Annotated in this window: 21 protein-coding genes; 11 read left to right on the top strand and 10 right to left on the bottom strand. The window is 68.6% G+C overall.

What is annotated here, in order from left to right; genetic code table 11:
* Nucleotides 1–67: 67 nt before the first annotated feature.
* Both RBB46_RS04910 and RBB46_RS04905 read left to right on the top strand, forming a co-directional pair.
* Nucleotides 68–1,636 (top strand): fused MFS/spermidine synthase, encoded by a 1,569-nt coding sequence (locus tag RBB46_RS04910; RefSeq protein WP_306027784.1) that lies wholly within the window; start codon nucleotides 68–70, stop codon nucleotides 1,634–1,636.
* 75 nt (nucleotides 1,637–1,711) lie between these two features.
* A complete protein-coding gene (locus tag RBB46_RS04905) occupies nucleotides 1,712–2,032 on the top strand; it encodes a heavy metal-binding domain-containing protein (protein ID WP_306027783.1) in 321 nt (106 codons plus the stop codon).
* An 81-nt stretch (nucleotides 2,033–2,113) separates the two neighbouring features.
* Here the strand turns inward: RBB46_RS04905 and cysK are convergent, their stop codons facing one another.
* The 4 genes from cysK to RBB46_RS04885 all read right to left on the bottom strand — a co-directional run bounded on the left by cysK (nucleotide 2,114) and on the right by RBB46_RS04885 (nucleotide 6,321).
* Complete coding sequence (gene cysK, locus RBB46_RS04900; protein WP_306027782.1) at nucleotides 2,114–3,076, bottom strand: cysteine synthase A; 963 nt, start codon at nucleotides 3,074–3,076, stop codon at nucleotides 2,114–2,116.
* Nucleotides 3,077–3,269: 193 nt separating this feature from the next.
* Entirely contained in the window at nucleotides 3,270–3,719 is a 450-nt protein-coding gene (dut, locus tag RBB46_RS04895; RefSeq protein ID WP_306027781.1) for a dUTP diphosphatase, read from the bottom strand.
* Nucleotides 3,720–3,832: 113 nt separating this feature from the next.
* Nucleotides 3,833–5,041 (bottom strand): bifunctional phosphopantothenoylcysteine decarboxylase/phosphopantothenate--cysteine ligase CoaBC, encoded by a 1,209-nt coding sequence (gene coaBC, locus RBB46_RS04890; protein ID WP_306027780.1) that lies wholly within the window; start codon nucleotides 5,039–5,041, stop codon nucleotides 3,833–3,835.
* 62 nt (nucleotides 5,042–5,103) lie between these two features.
* Nucleotides 5,104–6,321, bottom strand: coding sequence for a penicillin-binding protein activator (locus RBB46_RS04885; RefSeq protein WP_306027779.1), 1,218 nt, complete (start codon nucleotides 6,319–6,321; stop codon nucleotides 5,104–5,106).
* Between the two features lie 233 nt (nucleotides 6,322–6,554).
* Between RBB46_RS04885 and rsmI the strand changes: the two genes are divergently transcribed.
* From rsmI to RBB46_RS04845, 8 genes are all read left to right on the top strand, one after another.
* Nucleotides 6,555–7,514, top strand: a complete 960-nt coding sequence (gene rsmI / locus RBB46_RS04880; RefSeq protein WP_306027778.1) for a 16S rRNA (cytidine(1402)-2'-O)-methyltransferase — start codon at nucleotides 6,555–6,557, stop codon at nucleotides 7,512–7,514.
* 87 nt (nucleotides 7,515–7,601) lie between these two features.
* The gene (locus RBB46_RS04875; RefSeq protein WP_306027777.1) at nucleotides 7,602–7,775 is read left to right on the top strand and encodes a hypothetical protein; all 174 of its coding nucleotides are present in this window, start codon (nucleotides 7,602–7,604) and stop codon (nucleotides 7,773–7,775) included.
* Between the two features lie 21 nt (nucleotides 7,776–7,796).
* A complete protein-coding gene (locus tag RBB46_RS04870; RefSeq protein WP_306027776.1) occupies nucleotides 7,797–8,192 on the top strand; it encodes a YraN family protein in 396 nt (131 codons plus the stop codon).
* A gap of 128 nt (nucleotides 8,193–8,320) precedes the next feature.
* Complete coding sequence (gshB, locus tag RBB46_RS04865) at nucleotides 8,321–9,295, top strand: glutathione synthase (protein ID WP_306027775.1); 975 nt, start codon at nucleotides 8,321–8,323, stop codon at nucleotides 9,293–9,295.
* A gap of 122 nt (nucleotides 9,296–9,417) precedes the next feature.
* Nucleotides 9,418–10,944, top strand: coding sequence for a YifB family Mg chelatase-like AAA ATPase (locus RBB46_RS04860; RefSeq protein WP_306027774.1), 1,527 nt, complete (start codon nucleotides 9,418–9,420; stop codon nucleotides 10,942–10,944).
* Between the two features lie 64 nt (nucleotides 10,945–11,008).
* Entirely contained in the window at nucleotides 11,009–12,028 is a 1,020-nt protein-coding gene (locus tag RBB46_RS04855; RefSeq protein ID WP_306027773.1) for an LLM class flavin-dependent oxidoreductase, read from the top strand.
* A 148-nt stretch (nucleotides 12,029–12,176) separates the two neighbouring features.
* Nucleotides 12,177–14,522: an ATP-binding protein gene (locus RBB46_RS04850; RefSeq protein WP_306027772.1), complete on the top strand. Its 2,346-nt coding sequence runs from the start codon at nucleotides 12,177–12,179 to the stop codon at nucleotides 14,520–14,522.
* A gap of 218 nt (nucleotides 14,523–14,740) precedes the next feature.
* A complete protein-coding gene (locus RBB46_RS04845; protein WP_306027771.1) occupies nucleotides 14,741–15,682 on the top strand; it encodes a GNAT family N-acetyltransferase in 942 nt (313 codons plus the stop codon).
* A 19-nt stretch (nucleotides 15,683–15,701) separates the two neighbouring features.
* On the opposite strand, the gene RBB46_RS04840 is transcribed toward RBB46_RS04845, so the two are convergent.
* A complete protein-coding gene (locus RBB46_RS04840) occupies nucleotides 15,702–16,181 on the bottom strand; it encodes a GNAT family N-acetyltransferase (RefSeq protein WP_306027770.1) in 480 nt (159 codons plus the stop codon).
* Nucleotides 16,178–16,480 (bottom strand): DUF1330 domain-containing protein, encoded by a 303-nt coding sequence (locus RBB46_RS04835; RefSeq protein ID WP_306027769.1) that lies wholly within the window; start codon nucleotides 16,478–16,480, stop codon nucleotides 16,178–16,180. Before RBB46_RS04835 ends, RBB46_RS04840 begins: the two co-directional genes overlap by 4 nt.
* 219 nt (nucleotides 16,481–16,699) lie before the next feature.
* On the opposite strand from RBB46_RS04835, the gene RBB46_RS04830 reads away from it, so the two are divergent.
* Entirely contained in the window at nucleotides 16,700–18,898 is a 2,199-nt protein-coding gene (locus tag RBB46_RS04830; RefSeq protein ID WP_306027768.1) for a transglycosylase domain-containing protein, read from the top strand.
* A 9-nt stretch (nucleotides 18,899–18,907) separates the two neighbouring features.
* Here RBB46_RS04830 and RBB46_RS04825 read toward each other — a convergent pair whose 3' ends face one another.
* The 4 genes from RBB46_RS04825 to hrcA all read right to left on the bottom strand — a co-directional run bounded on the left by RBB46_RS04825 (nucleotide 18,908) and on the right by hrcA (nucleotide 22,814).
* Complete coding sequence (locus tag RBB46_RS04825) at nucleotides 18,908–20,098, bottom strand: multidrug effflux MFS transporter (RefSeq protein WP_306027767.1); 1,191 nt, start codon at nucleotides 20,096–20,098, stop codon at nucleotides 18,908–18,910.
* A gap of 76 nt (nucleotides 20,099–20,174) precedes the next feature.
* Nucleotides 20,175–20,906 carry a M48 family metallopeptidase gene (locus RBB46_RS04820; protein ID WP_306027766.1) on the bottom strand — a complete coding sequence of 244 codons (732 nt, stop codon included), beginning with the start codon at nucleotides 20,904–20,906 and terminating at the stop codon, nucleotides 20,175–20,177.
* Between the two features lie 5 nt (nucleotides 20,907–20,911).
* Entirely contained in the window at nucleotides 20,912–21,718 is an 807-nt protein-coding gene (gene moeB / locus RBB46_RS04815; protein WP_306027765.1) for a molybdopterin-synthase adenylyltransferase MoeB, read from the bottom strand.
* Nucleotides 21,719–21,746: 28 nt separating this feature from the next.
* Nucleotides 21,747–22,814, bottom strand: coding sequence for a heat-inducible transcriptional repressor HrcA (gene hrcA / locus RBB46_RS04810; protein WP_306027764.1), 1,068 nt, complete (start codon nucleotides 22,812–22,814; stop codon nucleotides 21,747–21,749).
* Nucleotides 22,815–22,913: the final 99 nt, after the last annotated feature.

The raw sequence follows: 22,913 nt of genomic DNA, 5'->3' as shown, positions 1-22,913 counted from the left end.
CGAATTCGTGCAATTTCGGCGCAGCGGGTGCTTTGCCAGATGCGGCGAGAGGGCTAGTCTGCGCTGCATGAACGACACTGTCCCGCCCCTTGGCGCGCAACCGGTCCCACCTGTCGTGCCCTTCTCCTTCCTGCTTGCCGCGCAGTTCCTCGTTGCGGCCGCCGGTCTTGTGGTCGAGATCGTCGCCGGCCGAATGCTGGCGCCCTACGTCGGCATGTCCCTCTATACATGGACGGCCGTCATCGCGGTGGTGCTCGCCGGCTTTTCCGCCGGTCACTGGGCCGGCGGGCTCGTCGCCGACCGGCCGGCCCGCTCCGGTCTCGGCTGGCTGGCGATCTCCGGCGCACTCGGCGCTGTCGCCACCATCGCCGCGCTGCCGCTGCTCCGCTATCTTTCGGGTCCGGTCCTGTCGACACTCACGGATCCGGTTGCCGGCATTGTCGCACTGACCGGCCTTTTGTTCTTCCTGCCCTCCTTCGCCGCGGGCATTCCCTCACCGATCCTGGCGCGGCTCGCCATCGAGGGCCGCGAACAGAGCGGCCGCGCGCTCGGAGCCCTGCATGCCGTCTCCGCCATCGGCGCCATCGCCGGCACGCTGGCCGCCGGCTACCTCTTCATTTCCTGGATGGGAACCGCCTGGACGCTGATCGCGGTGGCAGCCGCCTATGCCTGCTTCGCGCTGGTCTGCCTGTGGATGGCGCGCCGCGAACCGGAACAGGGCGGCCGAGCGACGCTGCGGGCGGGCCTTGCCGCCACCGTTCTGTCGCTGGCGGCAGTGGCGGCGGGACCGGCCTTGACGACCAGCGCCTGCATGGTGGAGAGCCGCTACTATTGCATCCGCTCGCTCGACGTTTCCACTGACTTCGGCGCCCCGACACGCCTGATGGTGCTCGATCACCTGGGCCACGGCATCAACGTGCTCGACGACCCGGCGCGGCTGGTGATGCCCTATGCGGCGATCATCGACACGGTGACGCGCGCGCGTCTCGGCGGTCTGCCGGAACGCGCCTATTTCATCGGCGGCGGATCGCTGACCCTGCCCCGCGCCTGGGCGGCCGGGACACCGCGACCCGGCATTGTCGTTGCCGAGATCGATCCGCAGGTTACCCGCGTCGCTGCATCGGATTTCGGCGTCGACCCGACGCGCTTCACCGTCCGTCACGGCGACGCCCGCGCCCTTCTGGAGGGATACAGCGGCCTGCAACTGGTCATCGGGGACGCCTTCACCGACATCGCGGTTCCCGCGCATCTGGTGACGCGCGAGTTCTATTCGCAGGTCGGTTCGGCCCTCGCGCCGGAGGGCTTCTACGCGATGAACCTGATCGACCACATGGACCGGCTGCAAGCACTCGCCGCAACCGTTCGCACGCTGCGCGAGGTCTTCGACACGGTCGAGGTCTGGGTGGAGGCGGAGGACTTCACCGCCGGCGGACGCACCACATTCGTGCTCGTCGCCGGCCGCACCCCCACGCCGCAGGCCCGCTTCGTGCTGCCGCCGGATGCGCCGGGGAGCAGTGCTCGCATCCTCGGGCGGATGCCGGCGGCGCGTATCGACACGCTGGTGGCAACACTCGATCCGCCGGTGCTCACCGACGACTATGTGCCGATCGACCGGCTGATGGGACCCAAGCCCTGATCCAGCTCCGGCTTGATACCGGCGCGCACCGACGCCATCTCCCGAGCGTACGGACAACGGGAGACCCACCGACCGATGCTGATCACAACGACCAACACGCTGCAGGGCCGCGAGATTTCCGACTACAAAGGGATTGTCACGGGCGAGGCCATTCTCGGCGCCAACATCTTCAAGGATCTTTTCGCCGGCATACGCGACATCGTCGGCGGCCGGTCCGGCGCCTATGAGGAAGAGTTGATGAAAGCCCGCGAGATCGCCCTTGGCGAGATGCAGCAACGCGCCGCTCAGCTTGGCGCCAACGCCGTGATCGGCGTCGATCTCGACTATGAGACCGTCGGCCAGAACGGCTCCATGCTGATGGTCAGCGCGACGGGAACCGCCGTAACCATTCGCTGAGCTGTCCTGGAACGAAAACGGCGGGGTCATTCCCCGCCGTCATCGCCTGTCCTGCATGCCGCCGAAAGACGCGGCGACGCCTCAGTCCAGTCCGTCGAACAGCGCCGTGGACAGATAGCGCTCGGCGAAGGAGGGGATGATCACAACGATCCGCTTGCCCTTCATTTCGGGGCGCGCGCCGACCTTCAGCGCCGCCGCCAGCGCCGCGCCCGAAGAAATGCCGACAGGCAGGCCCTCGATGCGGGCCACCTTGCGGGCCAGTTCGAAGGCCTCGTCATTGGCGACCGTGACAACTTCGTCATAGGCCTTGGTGTTGAGCACACCCGGCACGAAGCCGGCGCCGATCCCCTGGATCTTGTGCGGGCCGGGATTTCCGCCGGACAGGATCGGACTGTCGGTGGGCTCGACGGCGACCACATGGAGATCCGGATTGCGCTGTTTCAGCACGCCGCTGACACCGGTGATCGTGCCGCCCGTGCCGATGCCGGAAACGAAGACGTCAACCTTGCCGTCGGTGTCGTTCCAGATCTCCTCGGCGGTGGTACGGCGGTGGATATCCGGGTTGGCCGGGTTCTCGAACTGCTGCGGCATTACCGCGTTGTCGATCTCGCCGACCAGTTCCTCCGCCCGGGCGATCGCACCCTTCATGCCCTTGGGCCCTTCGGTCAGCTCCAGCTCCGCGCCGAGCAGCTTCAGCATCTTGCGCCGTTCGATGGACATGGTCTCGGGCATCACCAGGATCAGCCGGTAGCCCTTGGCGGCAGCCACGAAGGCGAGCGCGATGCCGGTGTTGCCGGATGTCGGCTCGACCAGGGTCGTCTTGCCGGGAACGATCCTGCCATCGGCCTCCAGCGCCTCGATCATCGAGACGCCAATGCGGTCCTTGACGCTGGAGATCGGGTTGAAGAACTCGAGCTTGCCGAGAATTTCCGCCTCGACGCCGGCATCCTGCGCGAGCCGGTCAAGCCGGACGAGGGGCGTGTCGCCGATGGTCTCGGTGATCGAGGCATAGATGCGGCCGCGGCCGGGTTTCTTGTCGCTCATGCGAGGCTCCCTGCTTGGCCGGGCCGCGTCGCGCCCGGCATCTCGTTCTCCGGTCAATCTAGGCACTGACTGCGACGCTGGCGAGACCCCCGGCCAACCAGCCATCCCCGAAGATTGGAACGGGATGCCCGAAATCCCCCGATTTCCGGAACGAAATTTCACAGAAGACCTGCCGGAGCCGGACGTCGCCCAGTCAATGATGCCCGGTCGATCCGAACCCGCCCTCTCCCCGGCGCGTCTCGTCGAGAACCGAGACCTCGACAAGACTTGCCCGGGAAACGGGTGCGATGACCATCTGCGCGATGCGGCTGCCACGTTCCACGGTGAAGGGTTCATGGCCAAGATTGATCAGGATCACCTTGATCTCGCCGCGATAATCGGAATCCACCGTCCCCGGCGTGTTGAGAACGGTGACGCCGTTTCGCGCGGCAAGCCCCGAGCGCGGCCGGACCTGGGCTTCCGTTCCCGGCGGCAGGGCAATGGCAATCCCGGTCGGCACCAGCGCCCGCGAGCCCGGTGCGATCACCAGCGGCGCCTCGACGGCGGCCAGAAGGTCAAGGCCGGCGGCCTCCTCGCTCTGATAAGCGGGCAGCGGCAGGTCGGCACCATGGGACAGGCGGCGTACTTGAACGGGAAGGGTCATGGCGTTTTCCGGGTCGGCAGCTTCGGGAACGGCGCGGGAGGGGTTCCCCCGTTGCGGTGATCGCATCGGACAGCGCCCGGATCAAGCGCTTCGCCCCGCTCGTCCACGCCGGATCAGGTAAGCCGCCGCGCAATCTCGGCGACCAACCGCCGCGCGACCTCGTCCTTGGGAAGCGTCGGCCAGTCTTCGACACCCTCGCGGCTGACGAGACGCACCGTGTTCGCGTCCCCGCCCATCACGCCATGCTGGGGGGAAACGTCATTGGCAACGATCAGGTCGGCGCCCTTGCGGTCAAGCTTGGCCCGGGCGTTGTCGACAACCGCATCGGTCTCGGCGGCAAACCCGACAACAAGACGCGGGCGCAGTGTCGCGTGACGCCCCACGGTCGCGAGAATGTCAGGGTTCTCGGCCAGCGCCAGCGCCGGCACCTCGCCGCTGCCGTCCTTCTTGATCTTGCGGCCGCTGGCCTCCGCCGCGCGCCAGTCGGCAACCGCCGCCGCCATCACGGCGACATCGGCGGGCAGCGCCGCGTCGACCGCCGCCAGCATCTCGCGCGCCGTCTCGACCCTGATCACGTCGACGCCCGGCGGATCGGGCAACGTCACCGGGCCGCTGACCAGCGTCACCCTGGCACCGTGACGCGCCATCCAGCCGGCGATCGCGTGGCCCTGCTTGCCCGACGAACGGTTGGCGATATACCGCACCGGATCGATCGGCTCATGGGTCGGGCCGGACGTGATCAGGACATGGCGGCCGGCAAGGCTCGGCGCCACCGGCGACAGCATGTCTTCCAGTGCCGAGACGATCTCCAGCGGCTCGGCCATGCGGCCGATGCCAGCCTCGCCACTCTCGGCCATCTCGCCGGAATTCGGGCCGACAAGGGCAAGACCGTCGGCCGCGAGCCGCGCGACATTGCGCCGGGTCGCCGGATGATTCCACATGGCAGGGTTCATGGCCGGAGCAAGCAGCACCTTCTTGTCGGTGGCGAGCAGCACCGCAGTCGCAAGATCGCCGGCGAGCCCGGCCGCCATCTTCGCCATCAGGTCGGCGGTGGCCGGTGCGACAATGATCGCATCGGCCTCCCGCGACAGGCGGATATGGCCGACATCATGCTCGTCGTCGCGATCAAAGAGGTCCGTGAAGACCTTGTCGCCGGTCAGTGCGCCGACCGCCATGGGCGTGACGAACTGGCGCGCACCTTCCGTCATAACCGCGCGCACACGGGCGCCGCGCTCGCGCAGGCGGCGCACCAGGTCGAGGCTCTTGTAGGCGGCGATGCCGCCGCCAATAACGAGAAGAATGCGCTTTTGCGAAAGATCCACCCGGCTCACTCCCCCGGTTCAGACGCCGAATGCCGGCCGGCAACGGTTCGCTCGGAGCAGCGTCAGCTTCCCGAGCCGAACGCGCGCGGCGCCGGCGAGACAACGCGCGATCCCGACCCCGTGACCTCGTAGATCGCAAGCCCGCGCTGGTTGCCACCGTTCCGTTCGAAGCGGAACACGCCGTCGATGCCAAGGAACCCGTCGCGGTTGGTCAGGACCCGTTCGGAAAACCGTGCCTGGCCCGCCGAACGCACCAGCCCCGCGGCGAGGATCGTCGCGTCATAGGCAAGCGATGCGTTGCGCGGCGGCTGGCTGCCATAGGTGCTGCGATAGCGATCGGCGAATGCCTGGAAGCCCGCGCTGTCGGGTCCCGGATACCAGGCTCCGGTCAACGGCGAGGCGTTGAGCACCTGTGGCGTCTCCCACTGGCCGCTGCCCAGGAGCCGGGTCGTGGCAAGGTTCACGCCGCCAGTGGTCAGCGTCTGCGCCACGAAGGGCGCGACATTGCCGGCGGGAACGAAAATCGCGTCGATCTGGGCTGCGTTGGCCGCGATTCGCCCGGCCTTGGCGGCAATATCGGATGTGTCGTTGCCCTGCAGGGTGTAGCGCTCGATCGACACGATACGGCCTCCGGCCCGGCCGACTTCCTGGCGGAACGCCGCCTCGGCCACCGCGCCGTATGTATCGTCAGGCAGGAGCGCTGCGAACGAGCGCTTGCCCTGGCGCGCGGCATGCGAAACGATCCGCGCCACGTCGCTGCGCGGCAGGAAGCTCAGCAGATAGACCCCGCGCGAGCCGACGGATTCATCGCTGGAAAAAGCAACGACCGGCACTCCGGCCGAGCGCGCGGCCGATCCGGCACCGCCGACGGCCGGTGCGAAGACCGGACCGATGATCAGCTCCGCCCCTTCGGCGATCGCGGCCTGGGCGGCGGCCTGACCGCCTTGCGCCGTCCCGCCGGTATCCTTGACGAGAATCTGGATGTCGGCGCCCTGGAAGTCGGACAGGGCCAGTTCGGCGGTGTTGCGGAAAACGGTGGCGATGGAGGTCGCGCTGCCACCACCGCTCATCGGCAGGAGCATGGCGACGCGGACCGACCCGGTACCGATGGTCTGACCGCTGACCGGCGGCTGGCCGGACGGCGTGGAAGGATAACCCGGATATTCGCCAAGGCTCGATCCGGAACAGCCGGCGAGTGCCATCGACGCGCCAAGCGCCAGCCCCTGGGCGGCCCGTCGCCCGCGCGCGAGGCGGAAAGTCTCTTTCACGATTCGAAGCACTGGGCCCGATCTCCCCGTATCGGCAGTCCATGTCCGCGATCTGCCACCCCGCCGCGGGCAGCCTGCGCGCGATCCTCGCGCGCTGCGTTCCCGCAAATGCTTACCAGCACGCCCGGCGCGCTGCAAACCTTCGCTGGCCAGCTTGGCCTTGCAGGTGATTCCTGTCAAAACGGACGAGATCGATCCGGCCGCCTTGCGCTGCGCCGGTCCCCGCCTCCCGCTCCGGACCCGCCATGACGTCTCCCGACCCAGACACGACCCCAGACGACGACGGCACGGGCGACCCGGCCGCGCAGGACGAAACGGGCGGGCAAGGCGACCGGTCCTTCTTCATCGGCGCACACAGGCTGGACGCGCCTCGAATCGAGGCCGGGCTCTACATCGTCTCGACGCCGATCGGAAATCTCGGCGACATGACCTTGCGCGGACTGGAGACGCTGGCCGCCGCCGATATCGTCGCCTGCGAGGACACGCGCGTGACGGCGACCTTGATGCGTCGCTTCGGGTTGAGGACGCCGCTGACCGCCTATCACGAGCACAACGCCCAGCGCGCGAAGCCGAAACTGATGGCCGCGCTTGCCGAGGGAAAGGTCGTGGCGCTCGTCTCCGACGCCGGCACACCGCTCGTCTCCGATCCCGGCTACCGGCTGGTGCGCGACGTGATCGAGGAAGGGCACCGCGTCTTTCCCGTGCCCGGCGCCAATGCGCCGCTGGCCGCTCTCGTGGGGTCCGGACTTCCTTCCGACACGATCTGCTTTGCCGGGTTCCTGCCACAGAAAAGCGGCCAGCGCCGTACCAGGTTGCAAGAGCTCGAAGCGCTCCCTGCCACGCTTGTCCTGTTCGAAAGCCCGCACCGGATTGCCGCCTCGCTCGCCGACATGGCGGAGGTTCTGGGGGACTCGCGTCAGGCTGCGGTGGCGCGCGAACTGACCAAGCGCTTCGAGACCTTCGAGCGCGGCACCCTCGGGGAACTGGCCGGGCGCTTTGACGGCGAAACCGTCAAGGGCGAGATCGTCGTCGTCATCGCGCCGCCCGAGGCCCGCCCGGCTGCCGAAGCCGCCGATGCAGACGCGCTGCTCGGCGCGGCCCTGAAGACAATGAAACCCGCAGGCGCCGCCAAGCATGTCGCCGGACTGACCGGTCTTGACCGCAAAGACCTCTACGCCCGCGCCCTGGCGATCAAGGCCGGCTGAGCGCCCGGTTTTGCCGGCCGGCGGAAAGCATGCTAGGCCAACCCGGCACCAACGGCCGTGCCATCGGCCCGCTTTCCGGAGACGCGCGTGACCAAGATCATCATGGTGTTTTTCGCCGCCGTCGCCGCCATCCAGTTGATCAAGCCGCTCGGCTGGCCCGGCCTGCATCACCGTCGCGATGCCTGGAAGCTGGCCGCCGGCGGGTTCCTGGTGACCGTCTTCGCGGTGATCCTCGCCGCCATGTTCCAGCCCGCCGCCTGAACAGTCCGCGCAGAGGTCGCCATGACACGCCCCGACCGCCCGGACACGCCAAGCGGACGGAGGCGCGGCGCCTATCGCCTCGGTTTGCGCGCCGAGACGCTTGCCGCCGCGCTCCTGCAACTCAAGGGCTGGCGGGTGCTCGCCCGCCGCTACCGGGCAGGGGGCGGCGAGATCGACATCATCGCAAGACGCGGGGCGACCATCGCCTTCGTCGAGGTAAAGGCGCGCACTTCCCGCGACCAGGCCCTTGCCTCGATCACCCCGCGCGCCCGGAGGCGGATCGCGTCGGCGGCGCGGTCCTGGTGCGCCAGCCGCGAAGACCTCGGCACTGCAACGCTGCGCTTCGACGCGATCCTCGTCCTGCCATGGCGGCTGCCCGAGCATGTCGTCGACGCCTTCCCCGCCCCGCCCGACTGAGCCCGGGAGGCGCCGCGCAGGGGCTGCGACTGGACAAAGCCCCTTACGGATCGCATATGCTCTCCAACCCTTCCGGGACCGTTGTCCCGTTTTTTCCATCCGCCTGTCCGGGCGCCGGAGACCCTCCCATGCCGTCTTCCACAAAGCCGACCTCCCGTCCCCTCAAGGTCGCGGTCCAGATGGACCACATCTCCAGCATCAACATCGCCGGCGACAGCGCCTTCGCGCTGATGCTGGAAGCCCAGGCGCGCGGCCACGTCCTGCACCACTACACGCCGGAGCGGCTCGCCATGAACGGCGACACGGTCACGGCGGCGCTCGAGCCGGTCACCGTGCGCGACGAGCCGGGCAACCATTTCTCGCTCGGGGACAAGCGGCTCACCGACCTTTCCGAGATGGACGTCATCCTGATGCGGCAGGATCCGCCCTTCGACATGGCCTATGTCGCGGCGACCCACATGCTGGAGAAGATCCACCCGAAGACCCTCGTGGTGAACGACCCCGCATCGGTGCGCAACGCGCCGGAAAAGCTGTTCGTCACCGAATTCGCCGACCTGATGCCCGAAACGCTGATCACCCGCGACCGGGACGCCATCGACGCGTTTCGCGCCGAGCACCGCGACATCGTCATGAAGCCGCTGTTCGGACATGGCGGGGCGGCGGTCTTCCGCATCACCGCCGACGACCTCAATTACGGCTCGCTCTATGACTTCTTCGCCGCCACCTTCCGCGAGCCCTGGGTAATCCAGCGCTTCCTGCCGGAGGTCTCCAAGGGCGACAAGCGCATCCTCCTGGTCGACGGCGAGTTCGCCGGTGCGGTCAACCGGGTGCCGCAGGCAGGCGACCTGCGCTCCAACATGGTGCGTGGCGGTGCGGCGCGCGAGGCCGACCTCACCCCGCGCGAGCGCGAGATCTGCGCCCGCCTCGGCCCGGCCCTGCGCGAGAAGGGCCTGATCCTCGTCGGCATCGACGTCATCGACGGCTGCCTGACGGAAATCAACGTGACGGCCCCCACCGGCATCCGCGCCGTTGCCCGCCTCGGCGGCCCCGACATCGCCGGCAAGGTCTGGGATGTCGTGGAGGCCAAGCGCGCCGCGACCTGATCCTCTTTCCGCGAGTCGCCGCCCCGTCTCCCGCCCCGGTTGTGACCGACTTCCGGTTGCGCTAAGTTGCATCCAGTCCAGTTGCGCCGGTCGCGCGCAAGGCTACGGAGGCGGGAGGGGCGATGGTTTCGCGGGTCACGACGGTCGCGTTCCAGGGGATCGAGGCGCAACCTGTCGATGTGCAGGTGCAGATCGGCCCCGGCCAGGTCGCCTTCACGATTGTCGGCCTGCCGGACAAGGCGGTCGGCGAAAGCCGCGAGCGGGTGCGTTCCGCCTTGCTGGCATCAGGCCTGTCGCTGCCGGCCAAGCGCGTCACCGTCAACCTTGCCCCCGCCGACCTTCCCAAGGAAGGATCGCATTTCGACCTGCCGATCGCGCTGGCGCTGATGGCTGCCATGGGCGCGGTACCGGCCGCCGAGCTGGAGCGCTATGTCGTGCTTGGCGAACTGGCGCTGGACGGCACGATCACGGCCGTCGCCGGTGTGCTGCCGGCGGCGATCGGCGCCAACACACTGTCCAAGGGCCTTATCTGCCCGGCGACCTGCGGTGCGGAGGCCGCCTGGGCCGATCCGGAGATGGACCTGCTCGCACCGGTCTCGCTGATCCAGCTCGCCAACCACTTCAAGGGCACGCAGATGCTGTCGCGTCCCGCGCCGAAGCTGAACGCCGACCCTGCAGTGCTGCCGGACCTTTCGGAGGTACGCGGCCAGGAGACCGCCAAGCGCGCGCTTGAGATCGCGGCCGGCGGCGGCCACAACCTGCTGATGATCGGACCGCCGGGCGCCGGCAAGTCGATGCTCGCCACCCGTCTGCCGTCGATCCTGCCGCCGCTCAGCCCGAAGGAGTTGCTGGAGGTCTCGATGATCTCCTCGATCGCCGGCGAACTGGCGGACGGACGGCTGACCGACCGGCGACCGTTTCGCGCGCCGCATCATTCCGCCTCCATGGCAGCGCTTGTCGGCGGCGGCATCCGGGCCCGACCCGGCGAAGTCTCGCTTGCGCACAACGGCGTGCTGTTCCTCGACGAGTTGCCCGAGTTCCACCCCCAGGTGCTCGACAGCCTGCGGCAGCCGCTGGAAAGCGGCGAGACGGTCATCGTGCGCGCCAACCACCGCACCAGCTATCCCTCGCGCGTTCAGCTGATCGCGGCGATGAACCCCTGCCGCTGCGGCCATGCGGGCGAACCCGGCCACACATGCCGGCGGGGCGAACGCTGTGCGAGCGAGTACCAGTCGCGCCTGTCGGGCCCGCTGCTCGACCGGCTCGACCTGCGCATCGAGGTTCCGGCGGTCTCCGCCGCCGACCTGATCCGGCCGGCAGACGCGGAAAGCTCAAGCGCCGTCGCCGGCCGCGTGGCGGCGGCGCGGCAAAGGCAGACGCAACGGTATTCCGTCCTCGGCGTTTCGGCGCGCACCAATGCGCAGGCAGGCGCACGGCTGATCGAGCAGGTCGCGGCTCCCGATGCCGCCGGGATGGAGCTCCTGCAGGGCGCGGCCGACGCCCTGCAGCTCTCGGCGCGCGGCTATCACCGGGTGCTCAAGGTCGCCCGCACGCTGGCCGATCTGGACGGCGCGGAAACCGTCTCGCGCCTGCATCTGGCCGAAGCGCTCAGCTATCGGGGCGCCAGTCTGGAACGCCGGGCGGCCTGAGCGCCCCCTCCGCCCTTGGCTGCTGGGCCGCCGCATCCTAAATGAGGATCCAACGGAGATCCTCATGCACCATTATTCCCTTCTCGATCTGGCCCCCGTGCCGGAAGGCAAGACGTCGGCCGACGCGCTTGCCAACACCATCGATCTGGCCCGCAAGGCGGAAGCCGCCGGCTATCACCGCTACTGGCTCGCCGAGCACCACAACATGCCGGGCATCGCCAGCGCGGCCACGTCCGTCGTCATCGGCCAGGTGGCGGCGGCGACGAAGACCATCCGCGTCGGGGCAGGCGGCATCATGCTGCCCAACCATGCGCCGCTGGTCATCGCCGAGCAGTTCGGCACGCTGGCGACGCTGTTTCCCGGGCGGATCGATCTGGGTCTCGGACGCGCGCCGGGAACGGACCTGGCAACGGCCCGGGCGCTGCGCCGGCACATGGCGGGCGAGGACAACTTCCCGCAGGACGTCGTCGATCTCATCGCCTATCTCGGCGACCCGTCGGAAGGCGGGCCGGTGCGCGCCATTCCCGGCGAGGGCACCAACGTGCCGGTCTGGATCCTCGGTTCAAGCCTTTACGGCGCACAGCTTGCAGCCGCTTTCGGCCTGCCCTACGCCTTCGCTTCCCATTTCGCGCCGGCGATGCTGGAGGAGGCGCTTGCCGTCTACCGCAGCACATTCCGGCCCTCGGAACAGCTTGCCGAACCGCGCGTGATGATCGCCGCCGGCGTCTTCGTTGCCGACACGGATGCCGAGGCCCGCTATCTTCGATCCTCGCAGATACTCTCCTTCGCTCGGCTCCGCACCGGGCATCCTGGAAAGCTGCCCGCCCCGGTCGAGGACGTTGGTGCCGAGATCCCGCCCCACGTCCTTGCGCAGGTCGACCAGGCCCTTAGCGTGTCGGCCACCGGATCGCCCGAAACCGTCCGGCGCGAGCTGGCTGCGATCCTCGATCGCTACCGGCCCGACGAGTTGATCGTCACCGGAATGATCCATGACCACGCAGCCCGGGTGCGGTCCTTCGAGCTGGCGGCCGGGATCCTTGGCGATCTGGTCGAGGGCGAGCGACGGTTGCTCCGGGGAGCGTGATGCGCCCGCTTGCGGGCGCATCGGCCGCCGGTTCCAGGTAGTCCGCCCCACTCAAGGCCTTTTGCCGCAACGGTTTCTCAATCTCTCCCGCCGAAAATGGACAGGTTCGTGTGCCTTGCGCGGACCAACCGATTGACGAGGAGAGCAGGTGGCCGCCCCGAAACGCCATGACCGTGCGGAGCAACGCGACACCGGAACGACCGCATCTGAGCGCATCGAGGCCCGTGCGGGCGAGGCTTCGGCGCTCGCCGCACCGCGCACCCTTGCCGGCGTTCTTGGCGGCCTTGTGCTTGTCGCCGTCTCCTTCGCAGCCTTCGTTGGCGGCGCGGCTCTCGTCGTGGCGGTGGTGCCGGAGACGCTGCGCCTTACCGTTGCCGGCACGGCGCTTGCGCTAACCGGGCTGGCGACCGGAGTGTTCAGCGCGCTCGAGGCCCGCCGCCGCAGCGACCGACAGGCGCTTGCCGACGCCTCGGCGCGGATCGATGCGCTGGTCCGCGAGAGGCTGTCGCTTGCCCGAGACAACGAACGCCTGCGTGACGAGACCTGGCGGCTGAAGGAAAGCGACGCACGCCTGCGCGACGTGCTCGACACACTCGGCGACGTCGTCACCCGGTGGCGCGTCGGCGGAGAGATCGTCTACGCCAATGACGCCGCACAGGGGCTATTTCCGGAAGGACTGGCCGCGGCGCTGCACGGCAATGCGGATCGTACGGCCCGTGAACCGCTTGCCGGCCCAGCCGAGACGAGCAGCGGCGACATCCTCATCGAGACCGCCAACGGGGCCAGGTGGTTCGCGCGCCGCGACGTCGCGGTGCGTGACGGCAAGAGCGGCGAACCGTTGATCCAGACCATGCTGCGCGACGTGTCGGACCGGCGCGGCATCGAGGACGCCCTCGTTGCCGCCCGCAACCAGGCCGAAATCGCGAGCGCCTCGAAAAGCCGTTTCCTGGCCACTGTCAGCCACGAGATCCGCACGCCGCTCAACGGCATTCTCGGCATGGCCGGACTGCTGTGCGACACACGGCTGACCGCCGAGCAGCGCAGCTATGTGGAGGCGGTTCGAAGCTCCGGCGAAATCCTGCTGCTCCTGATCAGCGAGGTGCTCGACCTCTCGCGAATCGAAGCCGGACGGCTCGACCTTGTCCCCGACGAGGTCGAGATCGCATCGCTTGCCGAGGGTGTCGTGGAACTTCTGGGACCGCGCGCGCAGTCGAAGGGACTTGAGATCGGCTGCTTCATCGCGCCCGACATGCCGCGACGCATTTCCATCGATCCGACCCGGTTGCGCCAGATCCTGTTCAACCTTGCCGGCAACGGCCTCAAGTTCACGGAGACCGGAGGCGTCGAGGTATCGATCGAAACCGTCTCGGCCGACGCTTCCGGGACACCCAGGTTCGCGATCGCCGTGCGCGACACGGGCATCGGGTTCGCCGCAGGCGAAGGCGAGCGCCTGTTCGAGGAATTCGAACAGGTCGACCATGGACCGGCGCGCCGTTTCGACGGGGCTGGCCTCGGACTGGCCATCTCGCGCCGGCTGGCGCGGTTGATGGGCGGCGACGTCACGGCACACTCGGATCCCGGCAAGGGCGCCTGTTTCCGCGTCGAACTGCCCCTCGAGGTGATCGAGGACGCACCGGACGGCCTCGCCGATCTCGGCGCGGCGCAGGTTGTCATCGTCTCGGCCAGCCGGATCGAGGCGCCACTCGCCGCACGGTCGCTGAAGGCGCATGGCGCGCAGGTCGCGCTGGTAACGCCCGGCGACGAAACCGGCGACGAAAAGCTGCTTGCCGCCGATCTCGTGTTGCTCGATCCAGGCTGCGTGGCCGATGCCGGAGCCTGGCTCGCCGGTGCCCGCGCCGTCGGGGTCCAGGCGCCGGCCGCGGCCCTCATAGCGCCCGCCGACCGTGACCGGTTGCCGCGCCTGCGCGAGGCCGGCTTCGGCGGCTATCTGATTCGCCCCGTACGCTCCGCATCGCTGGTGAAGTTGGCCCACACCCTGCTGGGCCACGAGAGCGAATGGTGTCCCTGGGAGCAGGCGAGCGGAACGACGCATGTCGCCGGCCAGGCACCGGACGCGGAGGACACGAACACGGCGTCATCACCCGCGCGACCGTTGCGGGTTCTGGTTGCCGATGACAACGACATCAACCGGATGCTGAGCGAAGCCTTGCTGCGCAAGCTCGGCCACGAGCCGGTCGTCGTGGGCGACGGGGCGGAAGCCCTGGACGTGGCCGCGGACGGCGGTTTCGACCTGATCCTGATGGATCTTCACATGCCGGTCGTCGACGGGGTCACCGCGATCCGACGGTTCCGCGCGTTGGAGCACGACGGCAAATGGTCGCGCATTCCGGTGTTCGCGGTAACCGCCGATGTGACCCCGGACGCCGAGGAGGCCGCGCTTGCCGCGGGCGCCGACGCGGTTTTCGCCAAGCCTCTCGACCCTGATCTCCTGAGCCGGCGCATCACCCGGGAACGGGGCTCCAGCCGGTTCTGACGCCGGCTTGTCAAAAACATCGTCAATTGTCACGCAAGTGTCGGGAAAGTATGATCTACGGCACGCTCGACGCGATTGATCGCGCGATCCGGCATGTCCGTCCGCATTCGGCTCCTTAACCGGGTGACTTGCAAAACGGACGAGGGCAGCCGAGATAATCATAAGCGGGATGCCTTGGAAGCATCCGCTCGGGGGCAGTCAGGGAAGGCATCGGGGCCATGACAAGGAACGCACTTTTGTCGCCGCGCAGTCTTGTGCGCAAGTTCGTTCCCGCAGCGGCCGGCGCAGCCTTGCGCCACGCCTGGCTTCCGGGCACCAAGACCGCTCCCGCCGGTCGTCATACGCCAAGTCTCGGCCGCATCGGTCCCCTCGAGGTTCGCCTGGCGCGCACCGCCAAGGAGATCCGCAAGGCGCAGGAGCTGCGCTACCACGTTTTCTACGAGGAGATGTCGGCGGTCGCCGACCCGCACACCGCGACACTCGGCCGCGACGTCGACGCCTATGACACGATCTGCGACCATCTTCTGGTGCTGGATCACGAGACAACGGAGCGCAACGCGCTCGGCCGGCGCAAACCCCGGATCGTGGGCACCTACCGGCTGCTGCGCCAGGATGTCGCCGAGCGCCATGCCGGCTTCTACACGGCCAGCGAATTCGACATCCAGTCGCTGGTGGACGCCCATCCGCGCCTGCAATTCCTGGAACTTGGTCGCTCCTGCGTCCTCAAGCCCTACCGCACCAAGCGCACTGTGGAGCTGCTCTGGCACGGTATCTGGGCCTACGTGCTGATGCACCGCATCGACGTGATGGTCGGCTGCGCCTCGATCGAAGGCACCGATCCCGAGCGTCTGGCCTCCCAACTGGCCTTCCTGCACCACAATGCGCGGGCACCGGAGGAATGGCGCGTGCGGGCACTCGACGCCCGCTATGTCGACATGAACCGCCTGCCACGGGCCGAGGTCAACGAGCGCCAGGCCCTGCGTGAATTGCCGCCGCTGATCAAGGGCTACCTGCGGCTCGGCGCCTATATCGGCGACGGCGCCGTGGTTGACCACCAGTTCGGCACAACGGACGTGCTGATCGTCATGCCGGTGCAGGCGCTGAACAGCCGCTATGTCAACCATTACGGGGCAGACGCCGGACGTTACGCCAGCCAGTAGCCGATCTGCCGCAGCGGTGTCAGATCCGCCGGACCCAGACCGCCAGATCGCGCGAACGGGCCAGCGCACGGACGCCTCCTGCAAGCCGCTCGCCGTCGAGCCGCATGAATCCGACCCGTTCCAGAAAGGCGTTTTCGCCTTTCGGCGCCAGCACCACCAGCGCCGGATACTGGGCCCATTGCCCATAGCCGAGGACGGCCGCCAGAAGCGAGCTCGCCAGTCCGCGTCCCCGGCAGGTCCGCGATACGCCGAACACCGACAGCCACAAGGCCCCGTCCAGATCGCCTGCGGCGGCAAGCGCGACCGGAAGGCCCCGCTGGAAGGCCGCCCAGACCCGCCCTTCCGAGGCGAGGATGTCGAGTTCCTCGACAAGCCCCTGGCCACCGGAGGCCGGCCGCCAGTCGCCGCGATCGTCGGCCGCCTGCCACAATGCATGCAATGCATCGACCTCCGGGCGTTCCACCGGACGCACGACGAAAGCGCCGGCCGACCGGGTCACGGTTGCGGGCCGTCGTAACCCTCGATGATGACCAGGTCGGAGACAGCCTGCCCAAGGCGCAGCGACATCGCGCGCCCATAGGCCTCGCTCTCGTAGCATTCGAGTGCCTTTTCATAGCTGTCGAACTCGATGACGACATTGCGCGCCCGCGCCGCGCCCTCCTTGCACTCGAACCGGCCGCCCCGCACGATGAAGCGGGCGCCATAGGCGTGAAACGCCTCCGCGTTGGCCGCGATGTACGCCTTGTAAGCGTCGGCGTCCGTCACATCGACCCGCGCCACCCAGTATCCCTTCGCCATGCCGTCTCGTCCCCTGATCCTCTCCTGCGCACCTTGCCGGTGGCGATTTCGGTCTTCAGGCGTAGCCCGCCGCGCCCCTGCCTGTAAAGCCGCGCGGGAGCCCGCCCCGGGCGCGGTGCGTCAGACTTAACACCCCCTTAAATTGCCGCATTTAAGCTTCACCCCGACACGAGGGACAAAGGAGCCTTTCGCTCCCAAGGGAAGACGCAGACCGCAGGCATGGCACGAGGACCGTCAACCGGAAAACGGCGCGAACCGCGCGTGGAGCCGCGCCTCGATGGACCCGAGGCCGGCACGCTCGACATGCGGCTGACGGGCGCGGACAGGCCGGCGGCCGGCGGCAAGCCGTCCCGGCAGCGTGCGTCCCGCGGACGGAAGGGCGACGCGGAGACAAAGGGTCGCTCCGGCGGCAATGGCCGCCCGCCGCGCGGCGGCGGCCGAAAGGGGAAGGCAAGGCGTCGGCGCGGCGGACTTGTCGGGCTGATCCGCCGGGCGGTCTACTGGGGCTTCGTGCTGTGCATCTGGGCCGGCATCGGCGGCGCCGGCGTGCTCATCTATTACGCCGCCTACCTGCCACCGACCTCGGAATGGAAGGTGCCGCAGCGCCCGCCCAATGTCCGTATTGTCGCGGCCGACGGCACATTGATGGCAAATCGCGGCGACACCGGCGGCGAGGCGGTGCGCCTGGAACAGTTGCCGCCCTATCTCCCGCAGGCGGTGATTGCCATCGAGGACCGGCGCTTCCGCTCGCATTTCGGTCTCGATCCGCTCGGCCTTGCCCGCGCCGTGTTCACCAACATCACCTCAGGACGGCTCGTGCAGGGCGGCTCGACGCTGACGCAGCAGCTCGCCAAGAACCTCTTCCTCGAACCCGACCGGACCTTGAAGCGCAAGGTGCAGGAGGCGGTCCTGGCGATCTGGCTGGAAGCCAGCTACTCCAAGGACGAAATCCTGGAGATGTATCTCAACCGGGTCTATTTCGGCGCCGGCGCCTACGGCGTCGATGGCGCGGCGCGGCGCTATTTCGGCAAGTCCGCCCGCCTCGTCAGCATCGCCGAGGCGGCAACGCTCGCCGGATTGCTGAAGGCGCCGTCGCGCTATGCCCCGACCCGCAATCCGGACCTTGCCGCGGAGCGCGCCGCGACCGTTCTCGGCGCAATGGCCGAGGAGGGCTATCTCACCGAGCGCGAGGCGACCGACGCCATCGCCGCGCCGATGCGTGTCGTCACCCACCACACCTCGGCCAGCGAGAACTACGTCGCCGACTGGGTGATGGAGCGGCTCCCGGGTTATGTCGGCGCCGTCGATGCCGACATCATCGTCGACACGACCATCGACCTGGGCCTGCAAATCATCGCCGAGGACGCACTGCGCCGGGCGCTTGACGAGGAAGGCGCCAAGCGCGGCGTCGGCCAGGGCGCGGTGGTGACGCTCGACGGTTCCGGCGCGGTCAAGGCGCTGGTGGGGGGGCGCGACTATTCCCGCAGCCAGTTCAACCGCGCCGTCAATGCCCGCCGCCAGCCGGGTTCGGCCTTCAAGCCGTTCGTCTACCTGGCGGCGCTGGAACGCGGCCTGACGCCCGGCACCGTGCGCCAGGACGCTCCGGTCAAGATCGGCAAGTGGGCGCCGCAAAACTATTCCAAATCCTATCGCGGACCGGTGACGTTGACGGAAGCCCTGTCGCTGTCGCTCAACACGGTCGCCGCGCGCCTTGCCAACGAGGTCGGCCCGAAGGCGATCATCCGCACGGCGCGCAAGCTCGGCATTTCCTCGCCGCTTGCCTCCAACCTGTCGATCTCGCTCGGCACCTCGGAAGTGACGCCGCTGGAAATCGCCGCCGCCTATGTGCCCTTTTCCAACGGCGGCCACGCGGTCGTACCGCATGTCATCCGCTCGATCCGCACGATGGACGGCAAGCTGCTCTATGCCCGCAAGGGCGATGGCGGCGGTCGGGTGATCGACCACCGGACCCTGTCGGACATGAACATGATGATGGGCGAGACCCTGATGACTGGCACGGGCAAGGCGGCGCATCTTGCCGGTCGTCCGGCCGGCGGCAAGACGGGCACCAGCCAGGATTTCCGTGACGGCTGGTTCATCGGCTACACCGGCAGCATGACCACCGCCGTCTGGCTCGGCAATGACGACAATTCGCCGACCAAGCGGGCAACCGGCGGGTCGCTGCCGGCAAAGATCTGGAAGGACGTGATGTCGGCCGGTCACCAGGGCCTGCCGGTCGCCGGCCTTCCCGGCATTTCCGACCGCCCCGTCCAGGTGGCGGAACCGGCCGCGCCGCTCGACATGCCGATGCGCGACATTCCCGCGGAAGGCGACCCCGCCCGCCGCCTGCCGCCGATGCGCGACGGCGAGGGCGGCGGCGGACCGCTCGACCTGCTCAACCGGATCTTCGGCGGTTAGGGTTCCAGGCTACACGCCAGCCGCCCTTGCCCGGGCTGTTGCGAGAAAGACAAGTGCGGCGCCCACGCCGTTGGCGGCGATGATCAGGGCCAGCGGCAGGGCCGTGCCGCCGTGGGTCATGCCGACAAGGATACCGACCAGCGCGGCTACGCTCATCTGACAGATGCCCATCAGCGACGAGGCTGTTCCCGCGCGCCCGGGAAAGGGCATCAGCGCGGCTGCCTGGGCCTGCGGCATGGCGAGCCCGACGCCGGCCATGTAGAGCATCATCGGCAGCACGACGGCAGGCATCGAAGGCGCGAGGAACACCGCCGCGATCATGGCCGCGCCGGCCGTCCCCATCAGCAGACAGCCGGCCAGGATCGTCGTCTCCGCGCCCTTTTTCGGCGCCAGCCGCTGCCCCGCGAGCGTGCCGGCCACATAGGCGAGCGCACAGATGCCGAACGCGATGCCGAAACCTGCAGGGCTCAGGCCAAAAATGTCCTGCAGGACGAAGGACGAGCCGGAAATGAACGCGAACAGGCCGGAATAGGTCAGCGTGACGATCGCCAGATGGGCCGCGAACACCCTGTGGCGCAGCAGGCCGGCAAAGGCGGAGACCAGCGCCCGCGCGGAGAACGGCGCGGTCTCGCGGGCCCGGATCGTTTCCGGCAGACGCCGCCAGATCGCGACCAGCACCGCGGCGGCAAAGGCGAGCGACACGAGAAACACCAGCCGCCAACCGCCGGCCGCAGCGATCAGTCCGCCGAAGAAGGGGGCAACGGCCGGAGCCAGTCCCATGATCGAGCCCATCCGGGCGAGTTCCTGGCCGGCCCGGGGGCCCTCGTAGAGATCGCGCACGATGGCTCGGGCGAGGACGACCGGCCCCGCCGCCCCGAATGCCTGGAGGAAGCGCGCACCGATCAGCACCTCGACCGTCGGAGCCAGGGTGCAGGCAAGGCACGCGCCCGCGTAAATCGCGAGCCCCGTCATCAACACCGGCTTGCGCCCCAGCCGGTCGGCGAGCGGACCATAGAAGATCTGGCCGACGGCGAAGCCGACCAGGAACACGGACAGGGTCAGTTGCACCGAGGCATGCACCGTGTCGAGATCACGCAGGATCGCCGGCAGCGCCGGCAGGTACATGTCCGTGGACAACGGCCCCAGCGCCGTCAGGCAGGCGAGCAGGATGGTGAGCGCCCAGGTGTCGGGCTTGAGCATGTGACGGGCACCTTCTCGTGCGGTTGCTGCCGGGCTGTCGCCAAGCGGAAGCCTGTTCCGGTTCCTTGTCGGCGACCTAGCCGTAGAGATGCAGGCGGCCGCCCTCCCGGCGGAGCCAGCCACGCGCCTCCTCGGTGCGTGGCGCCAAGCGCCGGCACAGGGCCCAGAAACGCGGGCCATGGTTCATCTCGGCGAGATGGGCAACCTCGTGGGCCGCGACGTAGTCGAGGATGAAAGGCGGCGCAAGCACAAGCCGCCAGGAAAAGGAAAGCCGGCCGTCGGAGGTGCACGAGCCCCAGCGGCTGCGCGTGTCGCGCAAGGTGATGCCGGCATGGCGATGCCCCAGCGCGCCGGCGTGCAACTCGACGGCCCGTTCCAGGTCCTGGCGCGCCTCGCGCTTCAGCCAGTCCGTCAGCCGGCGCGCGAGATGCTCCGGCGCGCCCGGCACATGCAGCACCGCCTCGCCGGCCTGCTCCCCGATCCGTACGAGACCGCGGAGGCCCCCGGCAGCGACAATCCGGTGCTGCTCACCGCGCAGCGGCACGATCCCTCCCGCGACAAAGGCGACGGCGTCCGGCCGCCGGTCGAGCTGTGCCGCGAGCCAGTCGCGCTGGCGCTCGGCGAAATCTCGCGCCGTGGCAAGCGTTCCCTTCGCCGGAACGGTGAGCACCGGATCGCCGCCCGTTGCCGGCAGCCGCAATATGTAACGCCGCGCATTGGCGTTGCGACGCAGCTCGATGCGCTGCTCGCCGTCGGCAAGCGCGACGGTGATGGCCTCTGGAAGCGGCGCCGCGCGCATCCCGAACATGGCTCTCACGCGCCCGCCAGTTCGTCGAAGCGCAGTGGCGCCGATCCGTTCAGCGGGTTCTTCGCCGACCAGCGGTAACGGATGGTCTCGAAGCGCATCGAGCGCGCGTCGACGAGCAGCAGCCGGCCGAGGAGTCCCTCGCCGAACCCGGCTATCTCCTTGATCGCCTCCATCGCCTGCATGGTGCCGATCATGCCGGTCAGGGCGCCAAGCACCCCGGCTTCCGCGCAGGTCGGCAGCGCACCGTCGGCAGGACGGTCGGGAAACAGGCAGCGATAGGTCGGATTGGGCGTGCCTTCGGCGTCCGTCGCGTAGGGCTTCAGCAGAGTCAGCGAGCCGTCGAGGCGGCCGACGGCGCCCGTAATGAGCGGCTTGCCAGCGAAGAAACAGGCATCGGAGACAAGATAGCGCGTGGTGAAATTGTCGGAACCGTCGATGACGAGGTCGTAGCGCGAGATCAGCGCCAGCGCGTTCGTCGCCGACAGGCGCACCGGATGCGGCTCGACGCGCACATGCGGATTGAGCCGGGCGATCGCCTCCGCCGCGCTCGCCACCTTGGGCTCGCCGAGCTGGTCGGTGTCGTGGATCACCTGGCGCTGAAGATTGGAGAGCGACACGGTGTCGTCGTCGACGATGCCGAGCGTGCCGACCCCGGCGGCCGCCAGGTATTGCAGCACCGGCGCGCCAAGACCGCCGGCGCCCACGACCAGCACCCGGGCCGCCTTGAGCTTCTGCTGCCCCGGTCCGCCAACGTCCTGCAACACGATGTGGCGGGCATAGCGTTCGAGTTCGGCGGGCGTCAGGGTCGTCATGAAATGTCCGTTGAGGGATTGGGGCCGGTCAGCGCAGCAGCCGGCCGACCAGGCGTGCGGTGTAGTCAACCATCGGGATGATGCGGGCATAGTTGAGGCGGGTCGGCCCGATCACGCCGAGCACGCCGATGATGCGCTCGTCCTGGTCCCGGAAGGGGGAAACGACGATCGAGGACCCCGACAGCGAGAACAGCTTGTTCTCCGAGCCGATGAAGATGCGCACCCCTTCCCCGCCCTCGGCGGCGGCCAGAAGCTGGATCAGGTCGCGCTTGCTCTCCAGATCGTCGAAGAGGAGGCGGATGCGTTCCAGGTCCTGTTCCGCCTCCAGATGCGAGAGCAGGTTCGAGCGCCCGCGCACGATCAGCGAACCGGCATCCCCGCCGGTTCCCCCGCGCAGGGCGATGCCCGCTTCGACCAGCTTGGCGGTGAGCTCGTCCAGTTCCTTCTGGTGGCGGTCGCGCTGGGTCTCCAGCTCGCGCCGCGCCTCGGCAAGGGTGCGCCCGCGAATCAGGCTTGTCAGATAATTCGAGGCCTCGATCAGCGCCGATTGCGGCAGGCCGGGCGGCAGGTCGACAATCCGGTTCTCGACCGAACCGTCATCGCCGACCAGCACGACCAGCGCCTTCAGCGGCTCGATGCGGACGAATTCGACATGGCGCAGGCGCACATCGCCCTTGTGGGTGAAGACCACGCCGGCGCCGCGCGACAGGCCGGACAGCATCTGGCTGGCCTCCGTCAGCAACTGTTCGCTGGTGCTCTCGCTGCGCGCCGCCTTGACCTGGATCTCGATCTGGGCGCGCTCCTCGCGCGTCAGGTCTCCGACTTCCAGCAAGGCGTCGACGAAAAAACGCAGACCGCCCTCGGTGGGCATGCGACCAGCGGATGTATGCGGTGCATAGAGCAGGCCGGCATGTTCCAGGTCGGCCATGATGTTGCGGATCGAGGCCGGCGAAAGCTGGATGGACGGCAAGCGGGACAGATTGCGCGACCCGACCGGCTCGCCGGTCTCCAGATACGATTCGACGATCGCGCGGAAAATTTCGCGCGAACGCCGGTCCAGTTCGCTCAGGCTGACGGATGGCACGCCGAGTGTCACGCTTGCGGTCCCCGGTCCTCTTGCATGTCTTTCCTCTTGCGTCGCCGCTGCCGGCCATGGGCGGATTTCGTCATGACCGCGGATAATCGGGCGAGCAGC

The organism is Stappia sp. MMSF_3263, assembly GCF_030733745.1.
Taxonomy (GTDB): domain Bacteria; phylum Pseudomonadota; class Alphaproteobacteria; order Rhizobiales; family Stappiaceae; genus Stappia.
The sequence above is the reverse complement of the archived record's forward strand: the minus strand, read 5'-3'. Positions and strand labels throughout refer to the sequence as shown.